The 26,498-nt window shown below is 35.3% G+C and carries 26 protein-coding genes; 12 read left to right on the plus strand and 14 right to left on the minus strand.

What is annotated here, in order from left to right:
• The first annotated feature begins 36 nt into the window (after nucleotides 1–36).
• The gene (locus Q8S25_RS13420; RefSeq protein ID WP_305538604.1) at nucleotides 37–786 is read left to right on the plus strand and encodes a LytTR family DNA-binding domain-containing protein; all 750 of its coding nucleotides are present in this window, start codon (nucleotides 37–39) and stop codon (nucleotides 784–786) included.
• Here the strand turns inward: Q8S25_RS13420 and Q8S25_RS13425 are convergent.
• Nucleotides 779–1,582 carry a biotin--[acetyl-CoA-carboxylase] ligase gene (locus Q8S25_RS13425; RefSeq protein WP_305538607.1) on the minus strand — a complete coding sequence of 268 codons (804 nt, stop codon included), beginning with the start codon at nucleotides 1,580–1,582 and terminating at the stop codon, nucleotides 779–781. The genes Q8S25_RS13420 and Q8S25_RS13425 overlap by 8 nt on opposite strands.
• Nucleotides 1,583–1,599: 17 nt before the next feature.
• Here Q8S25_RS13425 and rsfS point away from each other — a divergent pair, with 17 nt between their 5' ends.
• Genes rsfS through Q8S25_RS13455 form a run of 6 tightly spaced genes read left to right on the plus strand, consistent with a single transcriptional unit; the run spans nucleotide 1,600 to nucleotide 7,037 of the window.
• A complete protein-coding gene (rsfS, locus tag Q8S25_RS13430) occupies nucleotides 1,600–2,004 on the plus strand; it encodes a ribosome silencing factor (RefSeq protein ID WP_305538609.1) in 405 nt (134 codons plus the stop codon).
• 54 nt (nucleotides 2,005–2,058) lie between these two features.
• Nucleotides 2,059–4,098 (plus strand): ATP-dependent zinc metalloprotease FtsH, encoded by a 2,040-nt coding sequence (ftsH, locus tag Q8S25_RS13435; RefSeq protein WP_305538611.1) that lies wholly within the window; start codon nucleotides 2,059–2,061, stop codon nucleotides 4,096–4,098.
• Complete coding sequence (locus Q8S25_RS13440; protein ID WP_305538613.1) at nucleotides 4,098–4,727, plus strand: lactate utilization protein; 630 nt, start codon at nucleotides 4,098–4,100, stop codon at nucleotides 4,725–4,727. The genes ftsH and Q8S25_RS13440 overlap by 1 nt, the downstream gene beginning before the upstream one ends.
• A 14-nt stretch (nucleotides 4,728–4,741) precedes the next feature.
• Nucleotides 4,742–5,170: a gamma-glutamylcyclotransferase gene (locus Q8S25_RS13445; protein ID WP_305538615.1), complete on the plus strand. Its 429-nt coding sequence runs from the start codon at nucleotides 4,742–4,744 to the stop codon at nucleotides 5,168–5,170.
• Complete coding sequence (locus Q8S25_RS13450; RefSeq protein WP_305538617.1) at nucleotides 5,167–5,931, plus strand: UDP-2,3-diacylglucosamine diphosphatase; 765 nt, start codon at nucleotides 5,167–5,169, stop codon at nucleotides 5,929–5,931. Before Q8S25_RS13445 ends, Q8S25_RS13450 begins: the two co-directional genes overlap by 4 nt.
• An 8-nt stretch (nucleotides 5,932–5,939) precedes the next feature.
• On the plus strand, nucleotides 5,940–7,037 hold the full coding sequence (locus tag Q8S25_RS13455) for a mechanosensitive ion channel family protein (protein WP_305538619.1): 1,098 nt from the start codon (nucleotides 5,940–5,942) through the stop codon (nucleotides 7,035–7,037).
• Here the strand turns inward: Q8S25_RS13455 and Q8S25_RS13460 are convergent.
• On the minus strand, nucleotides 7,026–7,751 hold the full coding sequence (locus Q8S25_RS13460; protein WP_305538621.1) for a MerR family transcriptional regulator: 726 nt from the start codon (nucleotides 7,749–7,751) through the stop codon (nucleotides 7,026–7,028). The genes Q8S25_RS13455 and Q8S25_RS13460 overlap by 12 nt on opposite strands.
• Nucleotides 7,752–7,832: 81 nt before the next feature.
• Between Q8S25_RS13460 and Q8S25_RS13465 the strand changes: the two genes are divergently transcribed.
• Complete coding sequence (locus Q8S25_RS13465) at nucleotides 7,833–8,693, plus strand: 3-hydroxyacyl-CoA dehydrogenase family protein (protein WP_305538623.1); 861 nt, start codon at nucleotides 7,833–7,835, stop codon at nucleotides 8,691–8,693.
• 3 nt (nucleotides 8,694–8,696) lie between these two features.
• Here Q8S25_RS13465 and Q8S25_RS13470 read toward each other — a convergent pair whose 3' ends face one another.
• Nucleotides 8,697–10,100: an Ig-like domain-containing protein gene (locus tag Q8S25_RS13470; RefSeq protein ID WP_305538625.1), complete on the minus strand. Its 1,404-nt coding sequence runs from the start codon at nucleotides 10,098–10,100 to the stop codon at nucleotides 8,697–8,699.
• An 8-nt stretch (nucleotides 10,101–10,108) separates the two neighbouring features.
• The gene (locus Q8S25_RS13475; protein ID WP_305538626.1) at nucleotides 10,109–13,264 is read right to left on the minus strand and encodes an ATP-dependent DNA helicase; all 3,156 of its coding nucleotides are present in this window, start codon (nucleotides 13,262–13,264) and stop codon (nucleotides 10,109–10,111) included.
• A gap of 51 nt (nucleotides 13,265–13,315) precedes the next feature.
• On the opposite strand from Q8S25_RS13475, the gene Q8S25_RS13480 reads away from it, so the two are divergent.
• Nucleotides 13,316–13,813 (plus strand): SRPBCC family protein, encoded by a 498-nt coding sequence (locus tag Q8S25_RS13480; protein WP_305538628.1) that lies wholly within the window; start codon nucleotides 13,316–13,318, stop codon nucleotides 13,811–13,813.
• Here the strand turns inward: Q8S25_RS13480 and Q8S25_RS13485 are convergent, their stop codons facing one another.
• From Q8S25_RS13485 to Q8S25_RS13525, 9 genes are all read right to left on the minus strand, one after another.
• Nucleotides 13,814–15,292 (minus strand): glycoside hydrolase family 10 protein, encoded by a 1,479-nt coding sequence (locus Q8S25_RS13485; protein ID WP_305538630.1) that lies wholly within the window; start codon nucleotides 15,290–15,292, stop codon nucleotides 13,814–13,816. It lies immediately after the preceding gene.
• 22 nt (nucleotides 15,293–15,314) lie between these two features.
• Nucleotides 15,315–15,767, minus strand: a complete 453-nt coding sequence (locus tag Q8S25_RS13490) for a MarR family winged helix-turn-helix transcriptional regulator (RefSeq protein ID WP_305538632.1) — start codon at nucleotides 15,765–15,767, stop codon at nucleotides 15,315–15,317.
• Between the two features lie 37 nt (nucleotides 15,768–15,804).
• On the minus strand, nucleotides 15,805–16,836 hold the full coding sequence (locus Q8S25_RS13495; protein ID WP_305538634.1) for a radical SAM/SPASM domain-containing protein: 1,032 nt from the start codon (nucleotides 16,834–16,836) through the stop codon (nucleotides 15,805–15,807).
• Between the two features lie 316 nt (nucleotides 16,837–17,152).
• Nucleotides 17,153–17,548, minus strand: a complete 396-nt coding sequence (locus Q8S25_RS13500) for a VanZ family protein (protein WP_305538636.1) — start codon at nucleotides 17,546–17,548, stop codon at nucleotides 17,153–17,155.
• Nucleotides 17,508–19,286, minus strand: a complete 1,779-nt coding sequence (locus tag Q8S25_RS13505) for an ATP-binding protein (RefSeq protein ID WP_305538638.1) — start codon at nucleotides 19,284–19,286, stop codon at nucleotides 17,508–17,510. Before Q8S25_RS13505 ends, Q8S25_RS13500 begins: the two co-directional genes overlap by 41 nt.
• Before the next feature lie 50 nt (nucleotides 19,287–19,336).
• Nucleotides 19,337–20,167 (minus strand): anti-sigma factor, encoded by an 831-nt coding sequence (locus Q8S25_RS13510; protein WP_305538640.1) that lies wholly within the window; start codon nucleotides 20,165–20,167, stop codon nucleotides 19,337–19,339.
• Nucleotides 20,164–20,706: an RNA polymerase sigma factor gene (locus Q8S25_RS13515; RefSeq protein WP_305538642.1), complete on the minus strand. Its 543-nt coding sequence runs from the start codon at nucleotides 20,704–20,706 to the stop codon at nucleotides 20,164–20,166. Before Q8S25_RS13515 ends, Q8S25_RS13510 begins: the two co-directional genes overlap by 4 nt.
• Before the next feature lie 34 nt (nucleotides 20,707–20,740).
• Nucleotides 20,741–21,118: a glycine cleavage system protein GcvH gene (gene gcvH / locus Q8S25_RS13520; RefSeq protein WP_305538644.1), complete on the minus strand. Its 378-nt coding sequence runs from the start codon at nucleotides 21,116–21,118 to the stop codon at nucleotides 20,741–20,743.
• 74 nt (nucleotides 21,119–21,192) lie between these two features.
• On the minus strand, nucleotides 21,193–21,537 hold the full coding sequence (locus Q8S25_RS13525; RefSeq protein WP_305538646.1) for a hypothetical protein: 345 nt from the start codon (nucleotides 21,535–21,537) through the stop codon (nucleotides 21,193–21,195).
• Between the two features lie 72 nt (nucleotides 21,538–21,609).
• Here Q8S25_RS13525 and serS point away from each other — a divergent pair, with 72 nt between their 5' ends.
• A complete protein-coding gene (gene serS, locus Q8S25_RS13530) occupies nucleotides 21,610–22,878 on the plus strand; it encodes a serine--tRNA ligase (RefSeq protein WP_305538648.1) in 1,269 nt (422 codons plus the stop codon).
• On the opposite strand, the gene Q8S25_RS13535 is transcribed toward serS, so the two are convergent.
• Nucleotides 22,875–25,025, minus strand: a complete 2,151-nt coding sequence (locus Q8S25_RS13535; RefSeq protein WP_305538650.1) for a S9 family peptidase — start codon at nucleotides 25,023–25,025, stop codon at nucleotides 22,875–22,877. The genes serS and Q8S25_RS13535 overlap by 4 nt on opposite strands.
• A gap of 84 nt (nucleotides 25,026–25,109) precedes the next feature.
• Between Q8S25_RS13535 and Q8S25_RS13540 the strand changes: the two genes are divergently transcribed.
• A complete protein-coding gene (locus tag Q8S25_RS13540) occupies nucleotides 25,110–25,454 on the plus strand; it encodes a carboxymuconolactone decarboxylase family protein (protein ID WP_305538652.1) in 345 nt (114 codons plus the stop codon).
• A 2-nt stretch (nucleotides 25,455–25,456) separates the two neighbouring features.
• Nucleotides 25,457–26,497, plus strand: coding sequence for a 2-oxoacid:ferredoxin oxidoreductase subunit beta (locus Q8S25_RS13545; protein ID WP_305538654.1), 1,041 nt, complete (start codon nucleotides 25,457–25,459; stop codon nucleotides 26,495–26,497).
• Nucleotide 26,498 lies beyond the last annotated feature (1 nt).

Consider the following 26,498-nt stretch of genomic DNA (forward strand, 5'->3'; position numbering starts at 1 on the left):
TACAGCACATTCATTTCATGATTAACTTCAATTAAGATGGAAACAATAAAAGCAATTATAGTAGATGATGAACCTAATGCTAAAAAAGCATTGCGTGGGTTACTTTCCGAAAATTTTGAGGAGGTTGAAATTGTTGCAGATTGTAGTGATGTGCCCGAAGCAGTTAAAACGATTAATAAATATAAACCAGATTTGGTTTTTTTAGATATTGATATGCCAGGGTATAGTGGGTTTGAATTGCTAGACTTTTTTGATCAACAGCAAATAGGGTTTAAAATTATTTTTGTTACAGCATATAGTGAGTATTCTTTAAAAGCATTTGAAAGTTCGGCGGTAGATTATATCTTAAAGCCGGTAAGGTTAGAGCATTTGAAAAGAGCGCTTAAGAAAATTAATTTTCAAGCCTCCAATCAAATTCAATACAAGGTTTTACGAGACAATTTATCTCAACAACAAGATAAAAAAGTGGTGTTACAAACCGCTGAAACCATTTATGTAGTTAATCAAGAAGATATTATTTTTATTCAAGCAGAAGGAAGTTATACCAAAATTGTTACTGTAACACATGGGGTATTAACCTTAACTAAAAAACTGTTAGACTTTGAATATTTAGAATCGGATGGTCCTTTTTTTCGAACACATAGAAGTTATATTGTCAACTTGAACCATATCAAGAAGATTGATAAAAAAGAATTTGTGTTAATCATGAGTAATGAGTCTCAGGTACACCTGTCGCAAGATAAAAAGAACGCTTTGATTGAAAGATTTACTTCAAAGATTATATAATCCATTCAACGGAGCCATGTATAAATTGGTGCTGTATTCCAGCAGTTGCTAGTAAGTTTCCATTTTTATTTACTTCGTTTATACAATATGTTGCAGTGATATTGCCGGTTTTAAGTTTCACTAATTGTTCCTTTTTATATAAAACAGCATTGTATTGGGTTATTATTTTTTCTGGTCCTTGTGGTTGTAATAATTGGTGGTATCTTTTATTGAGATGATTACAAAGTTCTTTTGCAAGTTCCTTAGGATGGTATGTTTCACCTGTAATCTGTTTTAGTGAAACGGCTTTTTGTTTAACCTCTTCAAAGTAGGTCTGATTAATATTAATGCCGATGCCTGCAATGGCATAGGTCCAAATTCCCCCGCTAATCTGGGTTTCTATTAGGATTCCTCCTGCCTTTCTGTCATTCCAGTAAATATCATTAGGCCATTTTATGGTTAGTTCTGAGGGAATATATAGAGATAAAAGGTCCCAACTAGCTAATGCAATTGCAGCGCTCAGTGCAAATTGATGTCCTATATTGAGTGAGGAAACATTTAGTATGACAGATAAAAGCAGATTTTGACCTGATTCAGACTCCCATTTTTTACCCATTTGCCCCTTACCAGCAGTTTGTAAATCGGCAAAAAAAGCGGCACCATGCTCAGCCAATTTAGCTTGTAACTGCTCCATGGCATAAATGTTGGTACTGTTTACCCTATTAAGGTGGGTGAACGGTGTTCCAATCACAGTTTTAACAGCTGAACCTGCCAAAGAATTACTATTTTTGACGAAGTTAACATGAAAATTATTCATTAAAACACCTATCATTTTTGGAACCACTTTCACTATTGAAAACCCGCGAGAAGACTACAGTCACAAGACTGAATAAAAACTCCAAGATATTTAAGACAATTATTCAAGCCATACTAGATAGAAAAGGCGAGAATATCATTAGTCTAGACCTCAGAAAAATACCGGAAGCATCTGCAGATTTTTTTATTGTTTGTGAAGCAACCAGTACTACCCAAATAAAAGCTATAGCCGATTACGTTGAAGATCAGCTTAAGAAAATTTGTGGTGAAACGCCTTATAGACACGAAGGAAAACAAGCCGCCCAATGGGTACTAATAGATTACATTAATGTGGTAGTTCACGTTATGCACCCTGAAGCACGAAATTTTTATAAATTAGAAGAAATGTGGAGCGATGCCGTTTCGCAAATGCATGAGTCTTGAACTTAACAAAACTTTTAAGGGACTCAAACATTATTATATATCACGTAAGAAGCTATGTCACAGAACAACCCGTTACCGAAAATAAACTCTGAGAAAGGAGATGGTCAGAAGAAAGGACCAAAGTTTACCATTTATTGGATTTACGCAATTATTGCAATTGTTCTTTTATCCATGCAATTCTTAAGAATGTCACCTGATTTGGCACCAACCAGTCAGCAGGAATACTTTGATCAAATGTTGATTCCGGGCGATGTTCAAAAAATTGACATAGTTAAAAACAAAGAAAGGGTTAGGGTTTATATTAAACCAGATCGCTTGTATAAGGACTTTTATGTAACTAAATTCAAGAAAGACTTAAGTAAAGAGAAAGGAAAAGTACAGAATGTTCCTTTGTTTGAATTTGAGTTAACAGGGGATGTTAAAAATTTCAAAGACGATCTTAAAGAAATTTATGCTGCGCATCCTGAATTAGCACGTGTTCCTGAAAAAGCAGTAACCGATGCAGAATGGACTGGCCCAATATTCAATACCATTTTGTCTTTACTATTTATTATTGGCGCATGGGTGTTATTAATGCGTAAGATGGGTGGTGGAGGTCCTGGTGGCGGTGGTCCTGGCGGCATTTTCAATATTGGAAAATCAAAAGCAACCCTTTTTGATAAAGGAGCTAAAGTTAATATCACATTTGCAGATGTTGCAGGTTTAGATGAAGCCAAAGTGGAAGTAATGGAAATTGTAGATTTCCTAAAACAGCCCAAAAAATATACTTCTTTGGGTGGTAAAATACCTAAAGGGGCGTTATTAGTAGGTCCTCCGGGTACAGGTAAAACCTTATTAGCTAAAGCAATGGCTGGAGAAGCACAAGTGCCTTTCTTTAGTTTGAGCGGATCCGATTTTGTTGAAATGTTTGTGGGGGTTGGAGCAAGTAGGGTAAGAGATTTATTTAAACAAGCTAGAGAAAAAGCTCCTTGTATAATTTTCATTGATGAAATTGATGCCATAGGTAGAGCCAGAGGTAGAAATGCCATCATGAGTAATGATGAGAGAGAAAACACATTGAATCAGTTATTAGTTGAAATGGATGGATTTGGAGGCGATACTGGAATTATTATTTTAGCTGCTACCAATAGACCAGATGTATTGGATAGTGCCTTATTGCGTCCAGGTCGTTTTGATCGTCAAATTTCTATTGATAAGCCAGATGTTAAGGGTCGTGAAGCAATTTTAAAAGTACACTTAGGTCCTATTAAAGTATCTGAAACATTAGACCTACATAAACTTGCCGAGCAAACACCAGGTTTTGCTGGTGCGGATATTGCCAACGTGTGTAATGAAGCTGCATTAATAGCTGCGCGTAAGGGGAAAGAAGCGGTTGATATGAGTGATTTCCAAGATGCAATTGATAGAGTAATTGGGGGTTTGGAGAAAAAGAATAAGATTATTGCTCCACATGAAAAATCTATTATTGCCTATCACGAAGCAGGACATGCTGTTTGCGGATGGTTCTTAGAACACGCTTATCCTTTATTAAAAGTTACCATAGTTCCAAGAGGAACAGCTGCGTTGGGTTATGCGCAGTATACGCCAACAGAACAATACTTATACAATACCGATCAGTTAATGGATCAAATTTGTATGACATTGGGTGGAAGAGCTGCAGAAGAAATTTTCTTTGGTAAAATTTCAACTGGTGCGGCCAACGATTTACAGCAAATTACTAGAATTGCATATAGTATGGTTACAGCCTACGGTATGAATAAGAAAGTGGGTAATGTTAGTTTCTATGATCCAACTCAAGAAAATACATTCACTAAACCTTATAGTGAAGAAACCGGAAAAATTATAGACGAAGAAGTTAGGGGGATTATAGACGAAGCATACCAAAGAACCCTGAATCTTTTGACCGAGAAAAGAGGTGAAGTGGAGAAATTGGCGAAGGAACTGCTAGAGAAAGAAGTACTTCATAAGAGTGATGTAGAAACCTTGATTGGGAAGCGTCCTTTTGAGGAAAAAAAGTTACTAGAAATAGAAGCGGAAAATATTGCTGCAGCAGAAAAATTGGCTGCTGATCAACATCCTGATACCAATGCATAATGGCAACTTCTAGAGAGAAAATTTTAAAAAATATCAAACAGGCACTTGTTACCAAAGTGCCTGTTCCCTTTTTGACCAATGCCTCTAATGCTGAATTATTTCAACCATCATTAAAAGAACTGGAGATAGAGTTTGCTGAGCATTTTACAGGCTTACAAGGTAAATTCTCTTTTTGTGCCAATGAACAGGAGTTGGCTTCACAATTGTTGCAATTGATATTGGTTCGTAAATGGGAGCAAGTTTTTTGTAAAGAAGCAGCTTTTTGTGAAATGCTGGTTGCAAACGGATTTGATAAAACTTTTTCTAATGATATTGCCAGTTGTGATGTATCTATTACAGGGTGCGAATACTTAGTTGCAAGAACAGGTAGTATGATTTTAAGTAGTGCTTCAGTAAGTGGAAGAACAACCAGTGTATATGCGCCTATACATATTTGTTTAGCTAAAACAAATCAATTGGTTTATAGTATTGATCAGGCTTTATGGGGCATGACCGAAAAGTATGGAACAAATATACCATCAATGATAAGTTTAGCTACTGGGCCTAGTAGAACAGCAGATATAGAAAAAACATTGGTGGTAGGAGTTCATGGGCCTAAAGAAGTTTTTTGCTTTTTAACTGATGATTGATTAATATTAATTTCATGGAATTAGCTTGCCGTAATTTATTTGTGTATGGTTCGCTTAGAAGCGGCTTCAACAACCCTGCATATACTTATATAAGTAAGTACTTTACTCTATTAGGGACTGCTTACGTAAAAGGTAAATTGTATCAATTACCTGAATTTCCTGCTGGGGTTCCTACCAATGACAACCATTTAATTAAAGGGGAATTGTATGCTATTAAAGTACCTGCTGAATGTTCTTGGGCCATTGCTCAATTAGACGATTACGAAGGTGTGCAAGCAGAAGAAGATGAAATTCCCTTATATAAAAGAGTTCTAACAACAGTACAAATAAATGACGTTCAAGAACAAGCTTGGATTTATTGGTACAATGGATCTGTAGAAGGCGGAGTATTAATTGAAGGAGGTGATTTACTAGCTTATCTGAAACAAAAAGGAAAGCTATGATTAATAATATCTGTGCTGACAATAAAATTTATTTTCTATCCGATTTCCATTTAGGAGCCCCTAATGCTGCTGCAAGTTTAATTAGAGAGAAAAAACTGGTCTTATTTTTAGATTCAATTAAAAAAAGTGCCGCTGGCATATTTATAGTTGGAGACATTTTTGATTTTTGGTTTGAGTATAAAAAATCTGTTCCCAAAGGCTATACACGTTTACTTGGGAAGTTAGCAGAGTTAAGTGATGCGGGAATACCAATTATCGTTTTTACTGGTAACCATGACATGTGGATGAGTGGATATTTTGAGTCTGAATTGAATATTACTGTTTATCATGAACCCCATACTTTTGTTTGGAATAATAAAAAAGTATTGGTTGGTCATGGTGATGGATTAGGTCCGGGAGATCAAGGGTATAAGTTTCTAAAAAAAATTTTTACAAACCCTGTTTGCAAATGGCTCTTCAGCATACTCCATCCTGATTGGGGTATTGGGTTGGCCAATTATTTTAGTAGAAAGAGCAAAGAAAAAACAGGTTTATCTGATGATCATTTTTTAGGAGCTGAACATGAGTGGCTGATTGTTTATAGCAAAGAGGTTCTTGAAAAAGAACATTTTGATTTTTTTATTTTTGGTCATCGCCACTATCCCATTGATTTCCCACTTACTGGCACAAGTAGGTATATTAATTTAGGTGATTGGATTAAAAATTTTACCTACGCAGAATTTGATGGGGCTAATATGCAGTTGAAAAAATTTGAATCATAATTTGATTTATGGAACAATTTTTAGAAAAGGAAATTTTAAACAATACAGTAAGAAGTTACTTAACTGTTTTACTAGTTATATTGGCTATTCTAATTTTAAAGAGGATTGTATCAAAGTATTTAGCCAAATTGATGTTTAGATTAGTTGGCAAGGCTGGTAAACATGTTGCAAGAGAGTCTTTTTTGAATTTAGTAGTTCAGCCTTTAGATTATTTTTTATTACTCCTAATTGGAATTATTTCTATTGATCAATTGACTTTTCCAGAAGTATTAAATGTGATGGTTTATAGAATTTCATTGAAAGAGTTTCTAGATGCATTAGCCAATGGAGTATTAATAAGTGTATTTATTTGGTTAGTATTAAGGGTCATTGAATTTATTGCATTGGTATTAGAACAGAAAGCCAATTTAACAGCTGATATGACCGACAATCAGTTAATAATTTTTTTCAAAGACTTTTTCAAAGCAATTTTGGTCATAATTGGGCTTTTACTAATTCTTCGTTTTTCTTTTAATCAAGACATCAGTAATTTATTAACAGGACTTAGTATTGTAGGCGCGGCGCTAGCATTAGCCACCCGTGAAAGTTTAGAAAATTTAATTGCCTCATTTATCATTTTCTTCGATAAACCATTTATAACTGGCGACTTAGTTAAAGTAAACGGGTTTTCAGGAACTATTGAAAAAATAGGACTGAGAAGTACTCGCATAAGAACCCTTGAAAAAACATATATCTCTGTGCCCAATAAGCAAATGGTAGACACAATTGTTGATAATATCTCATTGCGCTCTCATAGGAAAGCAGAAATAAGAATCGAAGCTGGTTTAGATGCCACAACCATTCAGTTGTCTCAGCTTATTGAGTCAATAAGATCAACACTTTTGTTAAATGGCGTTACAGGGATTGCAGTTTATTTAATAGACACGGGAAAGAGTGCACATATCATCAATATTGAATACTTGAGTTTGGTTACTCAACCAATGGACGTATTTCTTCAACAACGCCAGGATATCATTTTCAAGATCATTTCATTAATGGATGACTTGAAAATTCAAATGGCAGCTGCAGCTACAGATGTAGTAGTAACAAACAAATCAATTGGATAAGGAAGACTTTAATTCTAATAAGAATTGCTTGAATTTGGTTAGTGACTGAACCAACTGTGTTTCTGTATCAATTTTATTCTTGTTATTTTTTAAATAACTCTTAGCACCTTCAATAGAAAATTTTCTTTGTCTTAAGAGTAAATAAATGAGCTGAAGGTTTTTAATATCTTCTACTCTAAATAGGCGATCTCCTTTTCTTGTTTTTCTCGGTTGTAAAATATCAAATTCATTTTCCCAGTAACGCAATAATGAAGTGTTTACTTTAAACCAAGATGCAACTTCGCTAATTGAGTAATATAACTTCTGCTTTAAAACATCTTCTGTAGGAATTTCAATTAGGTCTGCTACTGCATCCATTTCTTTAAAAGATTTTCTTCCTCTTTTTCCTACTTCCTTTATTTTATCTGATAGTTTAACTTTTGTAGTAACAGCTGGTTCCAATGAAACAGCAGCGGGTGTTTTGTTTACCTTTTCGCTTTTTACCTTAACAACAATTTGGTTGCTTGCATAAACTACCGGCTCCTCTGTTACAGTTTCACTAATTGCAATGGGTTCAATATTAGTAATTGGTTCTTTATTTGCAATTGGTTCTAAAGCAGTCGGTAGATTCGGTTGGGCCGATTCTACTGGTTTTTTTACAGCCTGTTTCTTAGGTTTTGGGGTAATGCCTACTGGCATTCCAAAAAGGTCCAATTGTTGTAATGGATTTCCCATGGGTTAAAATTACCACCAAAATCTACTAAAATTGTTGCTTCTTAAGCGCTAGTGGATAAGATGTAAGTATCTTGCATAACTATGGCAAATAATACCATTAATACTATTATTGTTTGTGGTGCAGGTACTATGGGAAGTGGGATTGCTCAGGTTGCTGCAACTGCTGGATTTAAAGTGATACAATTTGATTTAAATGAATCCATGTTGGTTAGAGCTGCTGAGTCAATAGAGAAAAGTCTCCAAAAATTTCTAGAAAAAGGAAAAATAGGTACTGAAGCTTTTAAAGTTGCTATTTCAAATATTCATTATACTAGTGATATAAATGAATGCAAAGGTGAATTAGTTATTGAAGCCATCATTGAAAATAAAGAGGCTAAAGTTGGATTATTTAATCAACTATTTACCATAAATGGACCTCAGCTAATTGTAGCGTCTAATACCTCTTCCATTTCCATTGATTTGATTGCTGAATCAATTGCATATCCAGTTCAGCTGGTAGGGATGCATTTTTTTAATCCGGCTCCAATAATGAAGTTGGTAGAAGTTATTAAAGGAAAATATACCAGTCCTGCCATTGTTCAACAAATTGCTGATTTGTCAATACTCATGCAAAAAGCACCGGTAATTTGTAAAGATTCACCTGGATTCATTGTTAATAGGGTAGCAAGACCTTATTATTTAGAAGCGATGCACTTGGTTCAAACTGGTAAGGCAACAATAGAACAAGTTGATGCTATTTTAGCATCAATAGGTTTTAAAATGGGACCGTTTAAACTAATGGATTTAATTGGACTAGATATTAATTATAGTGTAAGCACTATTGTATGGGAAGATCTAGGAAAACCACTTAGATTAAAGCCAGCATCAATTCAGAAAGATAAAATTGATCAAGGTTTATTAGGAGTAAAAACTAAAATTGGTTTTTACCAATACGAAAAATAGTAATTACCAAGTAATATTTACCTCATTATCCCAATTGCCCCTAATTACTAATGGTTTAGAAATTAATTGAACGGTTTCTGGCTGTTTCTTCAGTTTTCCGAAAATGCCAGTATCCCAAATGCCATTTTGGTTGGTATCGTATAAAATGCGTAAATCATAACTGCCTGCCCTATATAGTTTTCTAACCAATTCCAAAGATTTAAGTGGAATTGATTCAACTATTTTGTCTGATTGCACAAATTGTAAAACAGGGTTTTTACCCAAATTTAAATTGCTGAATCTTAGTCTGATGCTTCCGTATTCTGTTTCTTTTTTTGTTGCAAATCGTAAAGTATCTGATTTTGCTAAACCTATACCACTGGTATCTTTAAAAGCATCTTTAGGAAGGATAATTCTGAATTGGGTCTGCTCTTTCCAAGGATAGTTGAAAGATAAAATGGTATTACTTGTATCCAAAGAAATGCTAACTCCTTTTAAAGCAATGTAATTAGAATCGGCAAATAGAATTTGACTACTATCAAATGATTTCAAAGGCTTTAAAAAACGCAATTCCAATGGCGATAATAAATCTTGTGATCCATTGTCTAAACTATTGGTATATCGTAAACGATTTTCTGTTTTGCTACTTGAAGTATTAGCGGCGGATACCGATGAGCCAACCGCCTTTCTTTTATATGCTTCAAAGGCATAAAGGGTATCATTCATATTAGTACCATTTACTAATAAGGGTGCCGATTTAAAAGCGAACAATTTGGTGCTATCATCGTATTTTTTAGAAAAATCATTGGGTAAAACATAAACGGAATAATACCCGCCCGATAAGTTCTTAAACTCAAAATTGCCCTTCCCATTTATTTTAGTGTAGTAACGGGGTCTATTCTTAAAAATAGCAGTATCGCTGGTATTATTGTGCAGAATTACAATTAGCGTAGAGTCTACACTTCCTTTCTCAGCAAGTAATACTTTGCCAGTATAAGTAAAATCGTCAATTGAATTTCCGGTTGAGAATACGTATCTAAAATCTTTTAAAATATTGCCCTCATTAACATCTTTAATAGAATTTCCAAAATTGAGGGAATAAGTAGTATTCGCTTCTAAACTGTCCTTGAATTTAATGGTTACGTTTCTTAATTTATTGTCTACGCTTGGAATGTTTTTAATTGTTGGTGAAACTATCAAATTGGTGTTGATATCCTGTAGCGTTACAAATTCATCAAAAGTTAAAGTGATTAGTTTTGGAAAAACATTTACTGCTGAGTCTTTAGGTAATGCACCAACCAAAACTGGGGGTAAACTATCTCTATCACCTCCACTCGGGGGAATTATATTTGCACAGGAAGAGAATAAAAAGATATTCATCAATAAGCACACTATAATCAATCCAGTTCTTTCTATATTTCTTTTCATAAAATCAATTAAAATTCTTCTGTGTTATTTTCTTCATCATCTGGCAATATTTCTGAAATAGACACATTTAAGTCATTGTTCTTTACAAACTTACACCAATGACATTCTTCTTTACCACAGCCAGTATAAAATTCGTGGTTTTGTATTTTTTGCCAAACAGTACTAATTTGATTTTTTACAGTTGCAATATCTGCATCTGTAATTAGAATTTTTTCTTTCCTGTAGTTTTTCTTATTATCTGGCTCAACAAAATCGAACTCACTGCTTATAACCTGCCAGGCTTTTTGATCGTAATTGTCTACTAATATTTTATAAAATACTGCTTGTCTCCAATAATCACCTCCATCTGGCTGTTTTTCGTTGGGACCTAAAAGTTTTTCTTTTGCTTTATCTACATCTCCCGTTTTATAATCTACTACATTTACCATTTTTCCATTAAACTCAAGTTTATCTAGTTTTCCTTTCAATGGAACTCCATTCACAATAACATTTTTGATTGTCCGCTCAATCACAACTACTTTATTCCATTCGTTTAGATAGGTATTGTAATAGTTACTCAATACCTCTCCACCATATTCCATTCTTCTATTGAATTGCTCTTTTGTAAAATTTTCTCTATGACGTTTCATGTACCATTCAAAATCTTCAATCAATTGTTGTTTATTAGGAAATTGGTTGTTTTCTTGCATCAGTTGGAAAAATCTTTGTAATGCGTGGTGAACTGCAGACCCAAATTCGGTTGATTCCGATTTTCCTGAAGGAACCCTAACTAAATTATTGAAATAAAATTGCAATGGACATTTCAGGTAATTATTTAAAGCAGTAACATTCATCACAAATTTCTCTAGCACCCTTTCAATAAAATTGGCTTCAATTTTTTCAATTTGTGGAACAATGGTTTCTTGGTATTGTAAAACAGCAAATTCACTGATGGAATCTTTGCTTAGCACTTCTTTGTTAAGTGTTAACGCATAAGCTTCTTGTATTTCTGCTATAAACATCGAAGGTTCTAACGGTTTACCATCTGTTTTGAAATTACTGTATGAAATATGTAAAAATTTCTCCGCTCTTGTAAGTGCTACATAAAATAATCTTCTGAGCTCTTCTTCTTCACTAAAGACTGGTTGAGAAGTAAACATAGTGTCTGGCATTGAATAGCCACCGCCTGGTTTTCTCTTCTTTTCCCAATAAGCTGCATTACATCCCGCTAAGAAAACATATTCAAACTCCAGTCCTTTTGATCCATGTGTAGTAAGTAAGTTTACTCCTTTATCACTTCCACTTACTTGAATAAGCGGAAGTATAATTCCTTCTTTTTCCATGAGTTCAATAGCAGTAATCAATTCTGCTAAATCCAGAGAAGGATTTCTGCTGGTTTCTTCTTTTAAAAAATTGAATAGTCCTGTTAACTCTTGAAGTAACCAATGCTTTTCGTGGTGTTGCATGATGTAACTCAATACGCCTGTTTCGCGAATGATATTTTCGAATAGCGTAGGTAATGTTACATTCGGAACATCTCCAATCAATTTTTCTAAACTATTAATTGCTTTTTGTAATCCAATAATTGGAACGCTAAATAAATCTTTAGCCGGTTGATTGGCTATTTCTACAATATATTTTCTAAGATTGGTTTTGTCATTGCCAAATCTTTTATCTGCAACTGTAGCTGTAAGTTTAGCAATTTCAATTGGGGGTATGCCAAACCAGTTAAAATGTAAAATTTCAAACAACATTTCATCGCCACCAAAAGGGGTGTCGTGTTCAGCTGCTAAATATTTTAAAATCAGCGTAATTTTTTTAGCCAGAGGCAAGTCTAAAATGTTTAAACTTCTTTTACTGTAAACAGGTATCTGTTTCAGTTTAAAATAATTGCTAAGTGCTTCACCATATTTATTTTCTTTATAAATGATACCAATCTTACCAGGCTCAATACCTTGTAGTAGTAGTTTTTCAACAGCAATGGTAATACCAATCATTTCTTGTTGCTCCGATTCAAAAGCAGTAAGAGTAGGAGGATTAGTTAATGCGTTTATTTTTTTATTTGAAGCAATTAAATCTTTACTTAACCCTGGAATTTTTTTGACCAGCCTTTCATTATTCCGATCAATCAAGCTTTTAGCAACATCTAATATAGGCTGAGTAGAACGATAATTTTCAGTTAAGATGACCGTTTGAATGTCTTTGCTGTAAGCATCAGCAAACTTTTCCATGTTTTCAATATTAGCTCCTTGGAACCGATAAATACTTTGGTCATCATCACCTACTACAAAAATATTCGGATGGTCCCAATAGCTAATTAGCATTTCTACTAAATGGTTTTGTGTTCCACTTGTATCTTGATACTCATCTACTAAAATATATTGAAACTGTTCCTGGTATTTCGATAACAATAATTTATTTTCTTTGAAGGCCTCTAATACCCAAATAATCATGTCATCAAAATCGTATCGATTTCTTTTTTTCATGAGCTCTTTAAAACGATTGAACTCATTTACAGCAGCGCTTAGCTTTTCCATTCGCTCTGTAACCAAATCAATTTGTGTTTGTTTTAGATCTCCTTTTTTGAATTGCTTGTATGCCCTTTGATAAATAAATTCATCTCTGGTTGGAATTTCTTTTAAAAAAGTATCTATTGCTTTGTTTATGTATTCAGCTGTCCAACCCTCCTTTTTCATATTGCTGAACAAATTCTTTAAATTGTTTATTTCAAAATAAACATCTCCACGATACCTTTTTAGTGGATGATTTTTAGGGAAGCCATCAATTAACTGTTTATATATTTCAATACTCTCTAATTCTGAAATAGGATCTAGCTTTGTTTTTTCAAACAAAGAAAGATTGTCTTGAATTACATCATTGCAAAATGAGTGGAATGTATGAATATTCACTTTATATGCATCTGGACCTATAAAACGCAATAGTCTTTTGCGCATTGCAACTGCTCCAGCATCTGTATACGTTAAGCATAAAATATTTTCTGGATTGGCATCTGTTTCCAATAAGATTTTACCAATTCTTGCACTTAGAATCTGTGTTTTACCAGTACCTGGACCGGCAATAACCATAACCGGGCCTTCCATTGCATCAACTGCAGCTTTTTGTGCCAAGTTTAAGGATTGATAAACCCCATCAAAGTAAGCATGTTGTTCTTCCTTATTTGTCATTGTATAAAGATACCATGAACCTTATTACTGTAATGCTGTTATTATGATATTATGTCAAAAGTCTATAGTATAAAAACTGTTCAAAAAATGCCCATAAGCTTAGATCTAGCTTGGGATTTTTTTAGTAAGCCAGATAATTTAAAAGAAATTACACCTGCTAATTTGGGCTTTAATATTATAAGTAAGCACCATGGGCCTAGCATGTACAGCGGTCAAATTATTGAATACACTGTTAAGCCAGTTTTAGGGATTCCGCTCTATTGGATGACCGAAATAACACACGTAACAGATAAACAATTTTTTGTGGATGAGCAACGCTTTGGACCTTATTCATTATGGCATCACCAGCACCATTTTAAAGCTATTGAAGGTGGCGTAGAAATGACAGATATTGTACATTACAAACTACCTCTCTGGTTTTTAGGAGATATTGCCCAAGTTATTATGGTTAAAAGCCAATTAAGTGGAATTTTTAATCATCGCTATAAAGCAGTAGAGGACCGATTTGGGGTGTGGCCAGGTGCAGAAAACAAAGTTGTTTTTGGGTAATTATTTCAACTCTTTTAAGGCACTTACATTATTATTTAGGTCTATAGTAGCTATATAGAGTTTGTTCCCATTTACGTCGGGTACATTGTTCAAATTGATATTTGCTTCTTTGTTTGTTACGATTATTTGAAGCAATTGACTATTGATAAATTTGACTTCTTTACCCAAAGGCACAGCAAAAATGCCAAAGCCTTTAATTTTTAAATGACCGTTGTATGTAATTAGCGCAGTATTTGATTTTTGAATGATATTGGGTTGATCTGGGGCATCGTTATTAATCCAAGGCATTGGTGGCACTAATGCAGGATGACGATAATAGTTGTTCCTTAAACTATCGTTCCAACCATTCAAATTTTTCTCAAATGTCTTACTACTAAAATAGACGCTGCCTTGTGTAGTTGCATATTTTCTGAGTGCTTGTATTTGTTCTGGAATCTGATTTTTATTTTTCCAAGCATCGTTGCTTCCGCCTCTATAAATTCCATGTCCTATATAAATATGCTTACCGTATCCATTCTCGTTCCACCATTTTAACAGCACATCGTAATCTGCCAATTTATGCCCACGTTCCCAATAGAGTTGAGGTGTAACGTAATCTATCCAACCTTTACTTAACCAAAGTAAAATGTCTGCATATAAATCATCGTAATTGGTTACTCCAGCTTTAGTATCGCTCCCCATTGGGTCTTGGCTCTTGTTTCTCCAAACCCCAAAAGGACTGATTCCAAATTTTACTCTTGGGTTGGTATTTTTTATTGCAGTGTGGATGTCTACAATAATGCTATCGCAATTACTTCTTCTCCAATTGTCTTTTGTAAGACCGCCGCCCAACTTTTCAAATGTTTTTTGATCAGGGAATTCCTTACCCGCTATTCGATATGGATAAAAATAGTCGTCCATATGAATGGCGTCTAAATCATATCTAGTTAATAAGTCTTTCACTACTCTTACGGTATGCTGTCTTACTTCAGGTAAACCAGGGTTAAAATATTTTTTATCGCCATAAACAACAAACCAATCAGGATGTATTTTGGTAATATGCGATGGGGCAATAGATGATTTGAATACATTAAATACGGCTCTGTAAGGATTTAACCAAGCATGAAACTCCATCCCCCTTTTATGTGTTTCAGTAATCATGAATTCAAGTGGGTCGTAATAAGGAGTAGGGGGCAATCCTTGTTTGCCTGTTAAATACTCACTCCATGGCTCATATTGAGAAGGATATAATGCATCACCTGTTGGTCTAATTTGCATTACAATGGCGTTCATACCATTTGATTGGTGTAAATCTAATAATCGAGTAAAACTGGCTTTTTGTTCTGCAACCGAAAGATTTTTTTTAGCTGGCCAGTCAATATTTTCAACAGTTGCAATCCAAACTCCCCTGAACTCATAATTGGGTGAAGGCTGTGCAATTAAGGTATTTGCAATTAGTATAAATAAGATCGCAAGGATAAAGTGCGTCTGGTTTTTCATACAATGAAGATAAGTCATCTGTTTAAATGCGCTCTCTCATTTTATCTAATAAATCACTTAATTGAGCCGCTTCTTTTGGTGATAGATTTTCTAGTATAGCATCCAACTCCCCATTTTTTTCATCTAACCTATTTAAAACATCTAAGCCGTTTTGTGAAATCCGCACATCTACTAAGCGTTTATCGGTATCGCATACTTTTTTTTCAACCAGGTCTTTTTTTACCAATCTTTCAACAATTCTACTGGTATCGCTCATTTTATCGAGCATGCGTTCCCTTATTTGAAGGGTACTCAATGGTTTTTTGCTACCTCTTAAAATTCTGAGAATATTGTATTGTTGATGGGTGATATCTTCTTCTTGTAAAACAGATTTAATTTTTTCTGTAATCCAGTTATTCGAAAAAATTAGATTAATGGAAAGTTTTTGGTAAATACTTCTGAAATTTTCTTGTTGGATATCTTTTTCTATTCCCATATAATGCATCGTGTAAACGAATGTACAAACATTCCCCCTAATCTTCCCATACACTTAGGCCTTCGCTGCAATTTGAACAGATATCAATATTTTTTCTACTATTTAGTAATTCTGTTCTAAATTGATGATAATTATTGTTTTTCCAGGTTTCCTTAAAGCTTTGTGTTTTCAAATTTCCCAACTGGTGCATGGCATCCTTATCAAAGCAACAGGGAACAACCAATCCATCCCAGGTAATAACATTGGCATGCCAAAGCTTCCAACAATGATTTTTTAGACCACTTTTTACTTTCATTTTACCATTAGCCCCTGTTTTATATCTACTGTATTTTTTATTGGTTGGAATTAGATTATTAGGGTCTTCTTCATAATTGTAAATCTGTGCTGTTTTAAATCTTACTTGATCTACCCCAATCTCTTTGCCCAATTTTTTGATATCGGAAATTTGGTGTTCGTTGGGCTTAACTACTAGAAACTGGAAAAATACAAAAGGGGTTTTTGATTTTAATTGTTTTTTCCACTTTACAATATTGCTGGCTCCCTCTATCACTTTTTCTAATTTTCCGCCCACCCTATACTGCTGATAAACATCTTGACTAGTTCCATCAATTGATATAATTAATCGGTCTAGTCCACTTTCTACTGTTTTTCTGGCGTTTTCGTCGGTTAAGTAATGTGCATTGGTGGAAGTAGCAGTATAAATACCTTTTTTATTGGCATACTGAACCATCTCTAAAAATTGGGGGTTCAAATAAGGCTCCCCTTGAAAATAAAAGATTAGATAAAGTAATTCAGGAGCTATTTCGTCAATCGTTTCTGTGAAAAAATCTTTCTGAAGCATTCCTGTAGGCCGTGTAAATTCTCTTAGACCGCTAGGACATTCTGGGCACCTTAAATTACAGGAAGTGGTTGGTTCAAATGAAATGGAAATGGGCATTCCCCATTGTACTGGTTTCCTAAGTAATCTAGAAATCCTAAAACTAGCGTAAACCTTTACTCCATTCCAAAATCGTTTAAAAGTTAGTTTAGATAATAGGTTAATGCTGTCGCTTAGGTTAAAATAAGGCATGAACCAAAATTAGGCTTTTGCTTAGGTTAAAATAAAAGGATGTTAAAAAATTTTAACTTAATTGATGATGGATTTATGAATTATCATCCGTAACTTAATGCTGCATAAGTATTCAAGCTTTTTAACAGTTCTTTATTAAACAGATTGAATACAAATGAGTCTTATACATAGAACAAATCATTAGAGAATCATTAACAGATGATTACTCAGATTGGCACGAGGTTTGAATTTATATAAGAAATACAAATTGATTTAAATTTTTCTCATAAGCAGTTAGTTTTGGTTGAGGCCCCTGTTTCTACAGGGGCCGACTTTTTTAAAGTCGTTTCAAGAAAGGTCTACTTATTAAAAACAAGATACAGCCTGTAAAATCAGCTAGAATATCCAATATTTCAAAAGACCTACCCTCTATTAACTCGGCTTGAATAAATTCTATTCCAATACCATATCCAGTCATTAGCAACACAATTAAAAAAGCAATCATTTTTTCGGCATGTGAATAATAATGATTCAGCCATAAATAAGCGGTAGCGCATAGAACAGTAAAAATACCTGCATGGATAATTTTATCAAAATGGGGTATTTGGAGCCAATAAACACGAGGCACTTTACTCGCAGGCAGAGTAAAAAGTATTAAACTAGTAATAAAAAATAGGCTAAATAAAGTTGGCTTAATGAGCCCACTTCTCCAGAACCTTTCTGAGTTGTTCAATAGTGAATGGTTTGGTTACAATGTCTTTCATACCTAACTGAAGATATTCAGCTTCTGCTTCTTTAACAGCATTGGCGGTCATTGCAATGATAATAGGAATTTTCTCTTTCCCGCTGTTTAAAATTTTTTCTGTTGCCTCTATTCCATCCATTTCGGGCATATGAATATCCATGAAAACCAAGTCGTAATCGTATTTAGCAGTCATTTCAACTGCTTCTTTTCCATTATTGGCTATTTCAATGATATATCCAATTTTTTTAAACATTTTAGTTGCCAATAATTGGTTCATATTATTGTCTTCGGCAACCAACATTTTCAAAGGCTTTATTTCGGTGCCACTAATAGTGCCCGCGGTATTTCGTTGTGGTTGTTGCTGATTTTTTCTTACTAAATTTACTTGAACAGGAATAATAAATTTGAAAGTAGACCCTTTACCAACTTGGCTTTCTACCCAAATTCTGCCTCCCATTTCTTCAATAATTTTTCTACAAATGGATAAGCCTAAACCTGTTCCACTATGTTTTCTAGTGGCAGTTGAATCTATTTGTGTAAAGGGAATAAATAAAGTTTGAATATGTTCTTCACTTATTCCCATACCAGTATCGGATACAGCAAAATGGAGTTCTTGTAAAGATTCGTCAATAAGATTAGCTGTTACATCAAGCTTAATACTACCAGTTTCTGTGAACTTTATGGCATTGCCTAACAAATTAATAAGCACTTGCTTAATTCTACTTTCATCGGCTATAATTTCATTTTCTACAGAAGGATGAATATTTGAGCTAAGTACAATATTTTTTTTGAGCGCAATTAAGCGTGGGCTACTTATTGCGGTTACTTGTTGAATAATGTTTTGCAAATTACAAGGCCCCTCAAATAACTCTAATTTATCTGCTTCAATTTTTGAAATATCTAAAACATCATTAACGATTTCTAAAAGATGGGTGCTACTCGATTTTAACGAAAGCATTAATTCTTCTTGCTCTGCATTCAGCGGAGTGTGTTGTAGTAAATCTATTGTGCCAATTATTCCATTTAATGGGGTTCTAATTTCATGGCTCATATTAGCCAAAAAGCGTGATTTTGCTTTTGTTGCTTCCTCTGCTTGCTGCTTTGTTTCCGATAAGTATTCTTTTGACTCTTCTAAATCGTTTGATTTCTTAATTAAATTATTACGATCAATATCATAAGTGCGTTTATATAAGCTAACGCTTACGGCAATAATTAAAAGATACAGAATGGTACTAATGAGTATATCAATTTGTTTGATGGTATTGGATGGGTATGGAGTGAGCCATTCAGGATGTTTTAATTCTAAAACATACAATCCTAGAATCAATAGAATAGTGATGATGATAAAGGGTAAATGAAATCGCTTAGGAAGTATCATCATGGCGGCTACAACGCTCAGCAAGTAAGCTGTTTTTGTAGATCCTTCAATCCCTCCATTGCTAAACCATATTGGTATAAAAAACAGTAAGCTAAATACAATGTATATAACCCCAATAGGAACGAATTTCTCTTGATATCTAGAAATATAGAACACATAAAATGATATCATTGCTAAGCCAAGAATCATGCTTAACAATAGTGTGTCTCTTTCTAATAAAATATTACTAGCAAGGCTGATGATCATGGCAATAAATACCAAGAAGGAGACTAGGTTAAATATTTTATTTTCAAGCGAAATAATCGCTTTTTTTAACCCAAGTAATTTTTTAATTTGATCTACGTTCATATGAATTATACGGCTTAAAGATAACCGTATTTAGTTACTATACGACTAAACTACCCAACTTTACCCGCTACATACATTTCTGAAAGTGTAGGTGTTTCGCTACCTCCCAATTTTTCTAATGTAATGGCAAACATAGAAGCAGAAGGAATATTTTTCATTTTGCAAAGGCCGGCACAATCACTAATGACTCCTGCATCAACGGGTTTCCCGTCTACTATTGCCCAGAGTTGGTATTGTTTGCCATTGGCAGGCTGAGGTAATTTATTAGGTAAAATGTAAACATCTTTTGATTTCAAATTCCAGAATACTGTAGCATAATTAGCTTCCTTGCCAGTTATTCCTGGCATAGACACTTTCTGCATATTGGGGTCTGTCATCATTTGCATGCTATTAAACATATCCAAACTTTTCGTTTGCATAATTTGGTTATTCGCTTGCAAAGTATTTTTCTCCAAAACAAGGGCCTGGTATTGTTGGGTAGTTTCTTTGAACTTGCTATAAAAGTAGATATTCATTCCTCCGCTAATCACTAAAAGTATAATTGAAGCTGCAGCAAGGAATCGACTAGGCTGATTCATTTTTACTACCATCATTTCATTCAACGGACTCGCCAATGCTTTTGTATTTTCTGCAGCTTTATTTTCATTTTCAACAAAATTGGATTGTAAAGCAGCAAAAATTTGTTTTTTTACCTGAGGGGGCGGAGTTACTGCTTTAGACAAAGCATTGGCTTCTAATGCCAGCTCAAAATCATTTAACGCTTTTTTAATTTCAGGATACTGTAGACATAATTGTTCCAACTCAGCTACTTCAGCTGAGCTAGCCATGCCTAATACATAGCTTTCAATTATTCCACTTTGTATGTATTCCTGTGTATTCACTCTTTAATTAATTTATGCAATTCTTTTAAAGCAGCCCGCAGCCTTGTTTTTACCGTACCTAAGGGGATATCCAGCATTTTTGCAATCTCATCTTGGGTATACCCTTCAAAATAAGACAATTCAACTAAAACCCTCCATTCAGGCTTTAAACCATGCACCAGTTTTCTTAACCCGATAAAGTCAGTTTTAATTTCTGCACTACCTGCTAAATCATATACGTTTTCAGAAAGCGCTTGGTTTTTTTGGGTTTTTTGAAAGCCCTTGCTCCTTGTAGTATCAATTGCAGCATTACGGGCAATATTCAGCATCCAGGTGTACAAACGACCTTTACTACTATCGTATGAGTGAATTTGCCGAAAAATTTTGATAAAAACTTCCTGCAAAGTATCAGCAGCGGCTTCTTGGTTGTTTACAATACTAAGTATACTAGCGTATAGTGCACCTGAATAATGGTCGTACAAGTAACTGAATGCAGTTTCACTTTGCTGGGTAAGCAGCAAAATAAGTTCGGACTCGCTGTAATGTTGTGCTTGTTCCAAATATAACAAATAGGATAAATTGAATCAGGGCATTTTAGCCAACCAATGCTTCATAAGCATCTTTGGTCATTAAACCCTCAAAACTAGAAGGATCAGTAACCGTCATCTTAATCATCCAACCATCACCATAAGGATCGGTATTTACCAATTCTGGTTGTTTTTCTAGTAAAGTATTTACTTCAGTAACGGTTCCTGCTAATGGCAAAAACAAATCACTAACGGTTTTTACCGCTTCAACAGTACCAAAAACTTCTTCTGCAGCCAATACCTTACCAACGGTATTGATGTCTACATAAACGATATCACCCAATTCGTGTTGAGCAAAATCGGTAATGCCAATAGTGGCAATATTGCCTTCAATACTAATCCATTCGTGGTCTTTGGTGTAACGTAGTTCTGCTGGAAAATTCATAAAGCGGTATTTTTATATTGCAAATATTGAATAAAAATTGGAGTGATAAAATTAATTATCGGTCATAAAGGTATTTAAAACCCTGCTTGCTCAAAATAAAGCAATACATGGTCCTTAATAAAATTCTCTTGTTCAGGCAGGCTCATTTCGGGCAATTGTTTCAATTGAGCAAAATGCGGCCAACCCTCTTCATCCTTTCCTTCTACTAAATAATAGCCGCTTTGAGCCAGCACGGAACAAACTGCCACATGCATCAAATCTTGTTTTTGCTCTTTCGATATTTTTTCGGCCATAAACCCTGTTTCCTGAAGACCAATTAAGAACAAAACGGCCTCTAAATCGGGCTTTTTGCCAAAACGCTCCAATAATTTGGCTTCCAAAGCCCACCAACGTTGCATCAAGTCATCTGTAATAAACATACTGCAAAGGTAAACCATCAAGGCATGCCATCATCAACCCTGATAAGGTATATTTGCAGCAAATTTGAGCATATGTTACAGGTAAGTGTATTAAAAGCGACCCCAGAAAGAGTGAAGCAGTTGTTAGCCAAGAAGCATTTTAAACAGCCAGAACTGGTGGATGCCATTATACAAACAGATGATGAGCGCAAAAAAATACAAGCAGCATTTGACGATACACAAGCCAAAGTGAATGCGGCATCTAAAGAAATTGGACAATTAATGGCCAAGGGAGATAAAGAAGGAGCAGAAGCCATTAAGCAAAATGTAGCCAATTGGAAGCAAACACTTGAACCGCTAAAAGAGAAAATGGCGCAGTTAGAAAAAGAACTGGCCGACCAATTGGTTCAGCTGCCGAACCTGCCAGCCGATATGGTTCCCGAAGGCAAAACACCAGAAGAAAATGAAGTAGTTAGAACGGGGGGATCAATGCCAACACTAGCCGAGGGCTCCGTTCCCCATTGGGACCTCACTACAAAATACAATCTGATCAATTTTGAATTGGGAAATAAAATCACCGGTAGTGGATTCCCAGTATATATAGGGAAGGGCGCCAAATTACAACGGTCTTTGATTCAGTATTTTCTAGATTTCAATACAGCAGCGGGGTATACCGAATACTTGCCACCCTTTATGGTAAATGCAGACTCTGCTTATGCTACAGGGCAGTTGCCCGATAAAGAAGGGCAAATGTACCATGCAACAGAAGACGATTTTTATTTGATTCCAACTGCAGAAGTACCTGTTACCAATGTGTACAGAGATACCATTTTAAAAGAAAGCGATTTCCCTGTAAAAATGACGGCTTATTCTCCCTGCTTTAGAAGAGAAGCGGGCAGTTATGGCAAAGACGTTCGTGGATTAAATCGTTTACACCAATTTGAAAAAGTAGAAATCATTCAAATTGTTCATCCAGATAAGAGTTATGAAACACTGGAAGATATGGTGTTGCACGTAGAAAAATTATTACAAGCTTTAGAACTGCCTTATCGCATTTTACGCTTATGTGGTGGAGACATGGGCTTTACCAGTGCCATTACCTATGATTTTGAAGTGTACAGTGCAGCACAAGAGCGTTGGTTAGAAGTGAGCAGTGTCAGCAATTTCGAAAGCTACCAAGCCAATAGAATGAAATGCAGATTCAAAGGGGTAGATGGTAAAACCCAATTGGTGCATACCCTCAACGGTAGTTCATTGGCATTGCCACGCATAGTTGCTTGTTTGTTAGAGAATAACCAAACACCAGAAGGCATCCATATTCCTGCGGCTTTACAGTCTTATTTTGGGGCTGAAAAGATTTAATGCTTAATAAATCGATCAAAAAACTCAATGGTTCTAAGCATTTGATCTACCCGCTGACGGTTATTCCCTGTTCTGGTTAATTCATGTGTACCACCTGGATGCCTTACGTACTCTACGGTTCGGCCCAAGACCTTTAAACTTTTGTAGAGCATTTCACTTTGAATAACGCCGGTTCTTAAATCGTTCTCGCCATGGAAAATGATAAAGGGGGTATGTATTTTATCTACATAATTAATGGGCGATTCACGAAATAAAGTGGGTCTGGTTTTTTCTTCCCAAGGATAGCCGCCAAAATAATTAGGCACCAATCTCCATGCATTGCCTTCTCCAAAGAAAGTACCTAAATCGTACACGCCTCTTTGGGCGCATGCCGCTTTAAAGCGGTGGTCGTGGCTGATAATCCATGCAACTAAATAACCTGCATAAGATCCACCAGTTACAGCTAATCTAGCTGTATCAATGAATCCTTCTTTTGCTGCTAAGTCTACAGAAGTTAATACATCTGAAGTAGGTCCTGCACCCCAATCATTTACGTTGGCTCTTAGGAATTCCTCGCCGTATCCTCCAGATCCTCTGGGGTTGCCATAAACAATTGCATAACCCTTAGCTGCATAGTACTGAAACTCATGCCACATAGAGCTTTCACCAGGTCCCCACATTGCAGAAGGGCCTCCATGTATATTTAAAATAGTTGGATATTTTTTGCCCGCTACATAATTAGCAGGTTTCATAATCCAGTATTCAACGGTTAATCCTTTCTCGTTTTTGAAAGTTCTTTTCTCTGGTAAACTCAATTGTTTTTTACTTACCCAATCGTAGTTGAAACTGCTGATACGCTTTTCGTTTTTACCATTGATATCAGTGGTGTATAATTCAAAAGGATTGGCCACTGCAGTTTTTACAAAAACCAGTTTATCGGCCTTCATAGAAAAACTTGAGATGCCTTCATCTACAGAAGTTAGTTGTTCTGATTTTTTTGTTTTTAAATTGATGCGATAAATAGGTGCACCACCATTGCTCTGTGCAGTAAAATAAATATACTGTTCATCTTTGCTCCAAGTAAGTCCACCCTTGTTTCTATCAAACGGAAGTGCAACTAAATCTGCTGATGTTCCATTCAATGGCATCACTGCTAATTCAGGTACATTCACAAAAGAAACGGTACCTACTTGAACTGCTAGCCATTTTCCAGATGGGGAAACAGAAGGATTTGAATAAGATTTACCTACTGCACCTAGTAATTGTTTCATACCAGATCCGTCTGCATTCACCATAAATACTTGGCTTTCTAATGCACGATCGGGGTGTTGTGTACTGTCGGTATTGCCTGTAAATACAATTTGTTTGCCATCGGGTGTAAAGCTCGCGCCCCCAAAACGATGAAAGCCTTGCGTAAGGGCTTTAGGTGTTGATCCTGCTTCAGCAGCAACAATAAATAAATGCGAAAAAGATTGATCACCCGATGTAGTAGATTCTTCCTGAAAATTTAATTTATGAATGACTTTTGCTTTTCTCTCTGCAACATTCAATTCTAAATATGCCCTAATTTCTTCTGTTGTTCCATCTGGGTTGGGTAAGGCTTTATTGGGTTGGAGGAATTGATTCTGTTCAAACCCAGGTTTCTCTGCTGGCCACTTTGGAACAGCTGCAGTTGGGTTGAGTTCTTTGTCTTTTAATAGATCTGCCAAAGAAACAGAAGCACTGAACAATAGTTGACTTCCATCTGGGCTAAACTGAGGGCTGCTGGCACCGTATCTAAATTTGGTAATTTGAACAGGCTCACCTCCCTCTAAAGAAAGAAAAAAGATTTGCGGCTTGCCGTCTACTGCTCTAACAAATGCTATTTTTTTACCATCAGGGCTCCATGTAGGCTGGCTCGCATTTTCTTTATGCGTTAATGCTCTTGGGGCTGAAGAACCATCTGCAGCTACTAAATACAGTTGATTGGTGTATTTATATTCCCATTTACTATTGCCTTCGGGTTCAATACTGTTTAACACAAACAAGGCCTGTTTACCATCTGGGCTTAAACTAATGGCGCTCATTTGTTTCATTTTGTACATATCGGTTATTTTAACCAAATCAGCAGATTGCTGTGCCAATACCCATAATGGCATTAGGAAAATGAACAGTAAAATTTTCTTCATTCGACAGTATTTGAAGGTTAAAATACAAAGAAATTGGTTTGGCTATGCATTGCTGCTGTATTTTTGCAGAACAATTACCGATATATGAGCGAAATGGTGAATGAATTCAATAGCTATAGAGAGCGAATGAATGAAGTGATTCTGAGCAAGAATAATTTAGTGATGAAGCGCCTTTGGAACTTAGATACCAATACCTACGATGCCGGTGCATTGGATAAAAAAACCAAAGAAATGTTGGGCTTGGTAGCTAGTATGGTATTGCGTTGTGATGATTGTATTAAATACCATTTAGGCAAGAGTTTTGAACTAGGCGTAACCACAGAAGAAATATATGAAATTTTTGCAGTAGCCAACATTGTTGGGGGAACCATTGTAATTCCTCATACCAGAAGAGCGGCAGAATATTGGGAAGAACTTATTAAACTATAAACATGGCTACAGAAACAATAGCAGCACCTACTTTAACCGCAAAAGATTTTGCAACAGATCAGGAAGTACGTTGGTGCCCAGGTTGTGGAGACTATTCAATATTAGCACAGGTTCAAAAAATTATGCCAGGTATTGGAGTGCCTAAAGAAAATATTGTAATCATTAGTGGAATTGGTTGTAGTAGCCGTTTTCCTTATTATATGAATACATTTGGTATGCACAGTATTCATGGAAGAGCTACTGCTATTGCTAGTGGATTGAAAGCAACCAGACCAGAATTAAGTGTGTGGATTGTTACAGGAGATGGAGATGGCTTAAGCATTGGAGGTAATCATACCATTCATTTACTCAGAAGAAATTTTGATGTCAATATCATGTTGTTCAATAACCAAATTTATGGTTTAACAAAAGGACAATATTCACCCACTTCTGAAACCAATAAAGTTACCAAGAGTACGCCATTTGGTAGTATTGATCATCCATTTAATCCATTGGCTTTGGCCATGGGTGCAGATGCTACTTTTATTGCTCGTTCAATGGATCGTGATCCCAAGCATTTGCAAACTTTATTAACGCGTTCTCATCAACATAAGGGTGCTTCCTTCTTAGAGATTTATCAGAACTGTAATATTTTTAATGACGGTGCTTTTGAAATTTTTACTGAAAAATCTTCTAAAGCCGATCATGATTTGTTCTTAGAGCAAGGAAAGCCATTGGTATTTGGTGCCAATCAAAACAAGGGTATTCGCTTAAATGGTTTGCAACCCGAAGTGGTTGAACTAGGTGAAAACTTTAGTGCAGACGATTGTTGGATTCACGATGAAAAAGATTTTTACAAAGCACAAACATTAATTAGAATGTTTGACGATCCACATCAATCTAATTTTCAATTCCCTAGACCATTCGGCGTATTTTATGAAACAGAACGTCCTTGTTACGAAGACATGTTGGCCCTGCAAATTGAAGAAACCATTGCTACTAAAGGAAAAGGAAACCTAGATCAATTACTGCGTGGTAGAGAAGTTTGGGAAATTAAAGATTAGT

The sequence above is a fragment of the Sediminibacterium sp. genome (assembly GCF_030695065.1).
Lineage (GTDB): Bacteria > Bacteroidota > Bacteroidia > Chitinophagales > Chitinophagaceae > Sediminibacterium.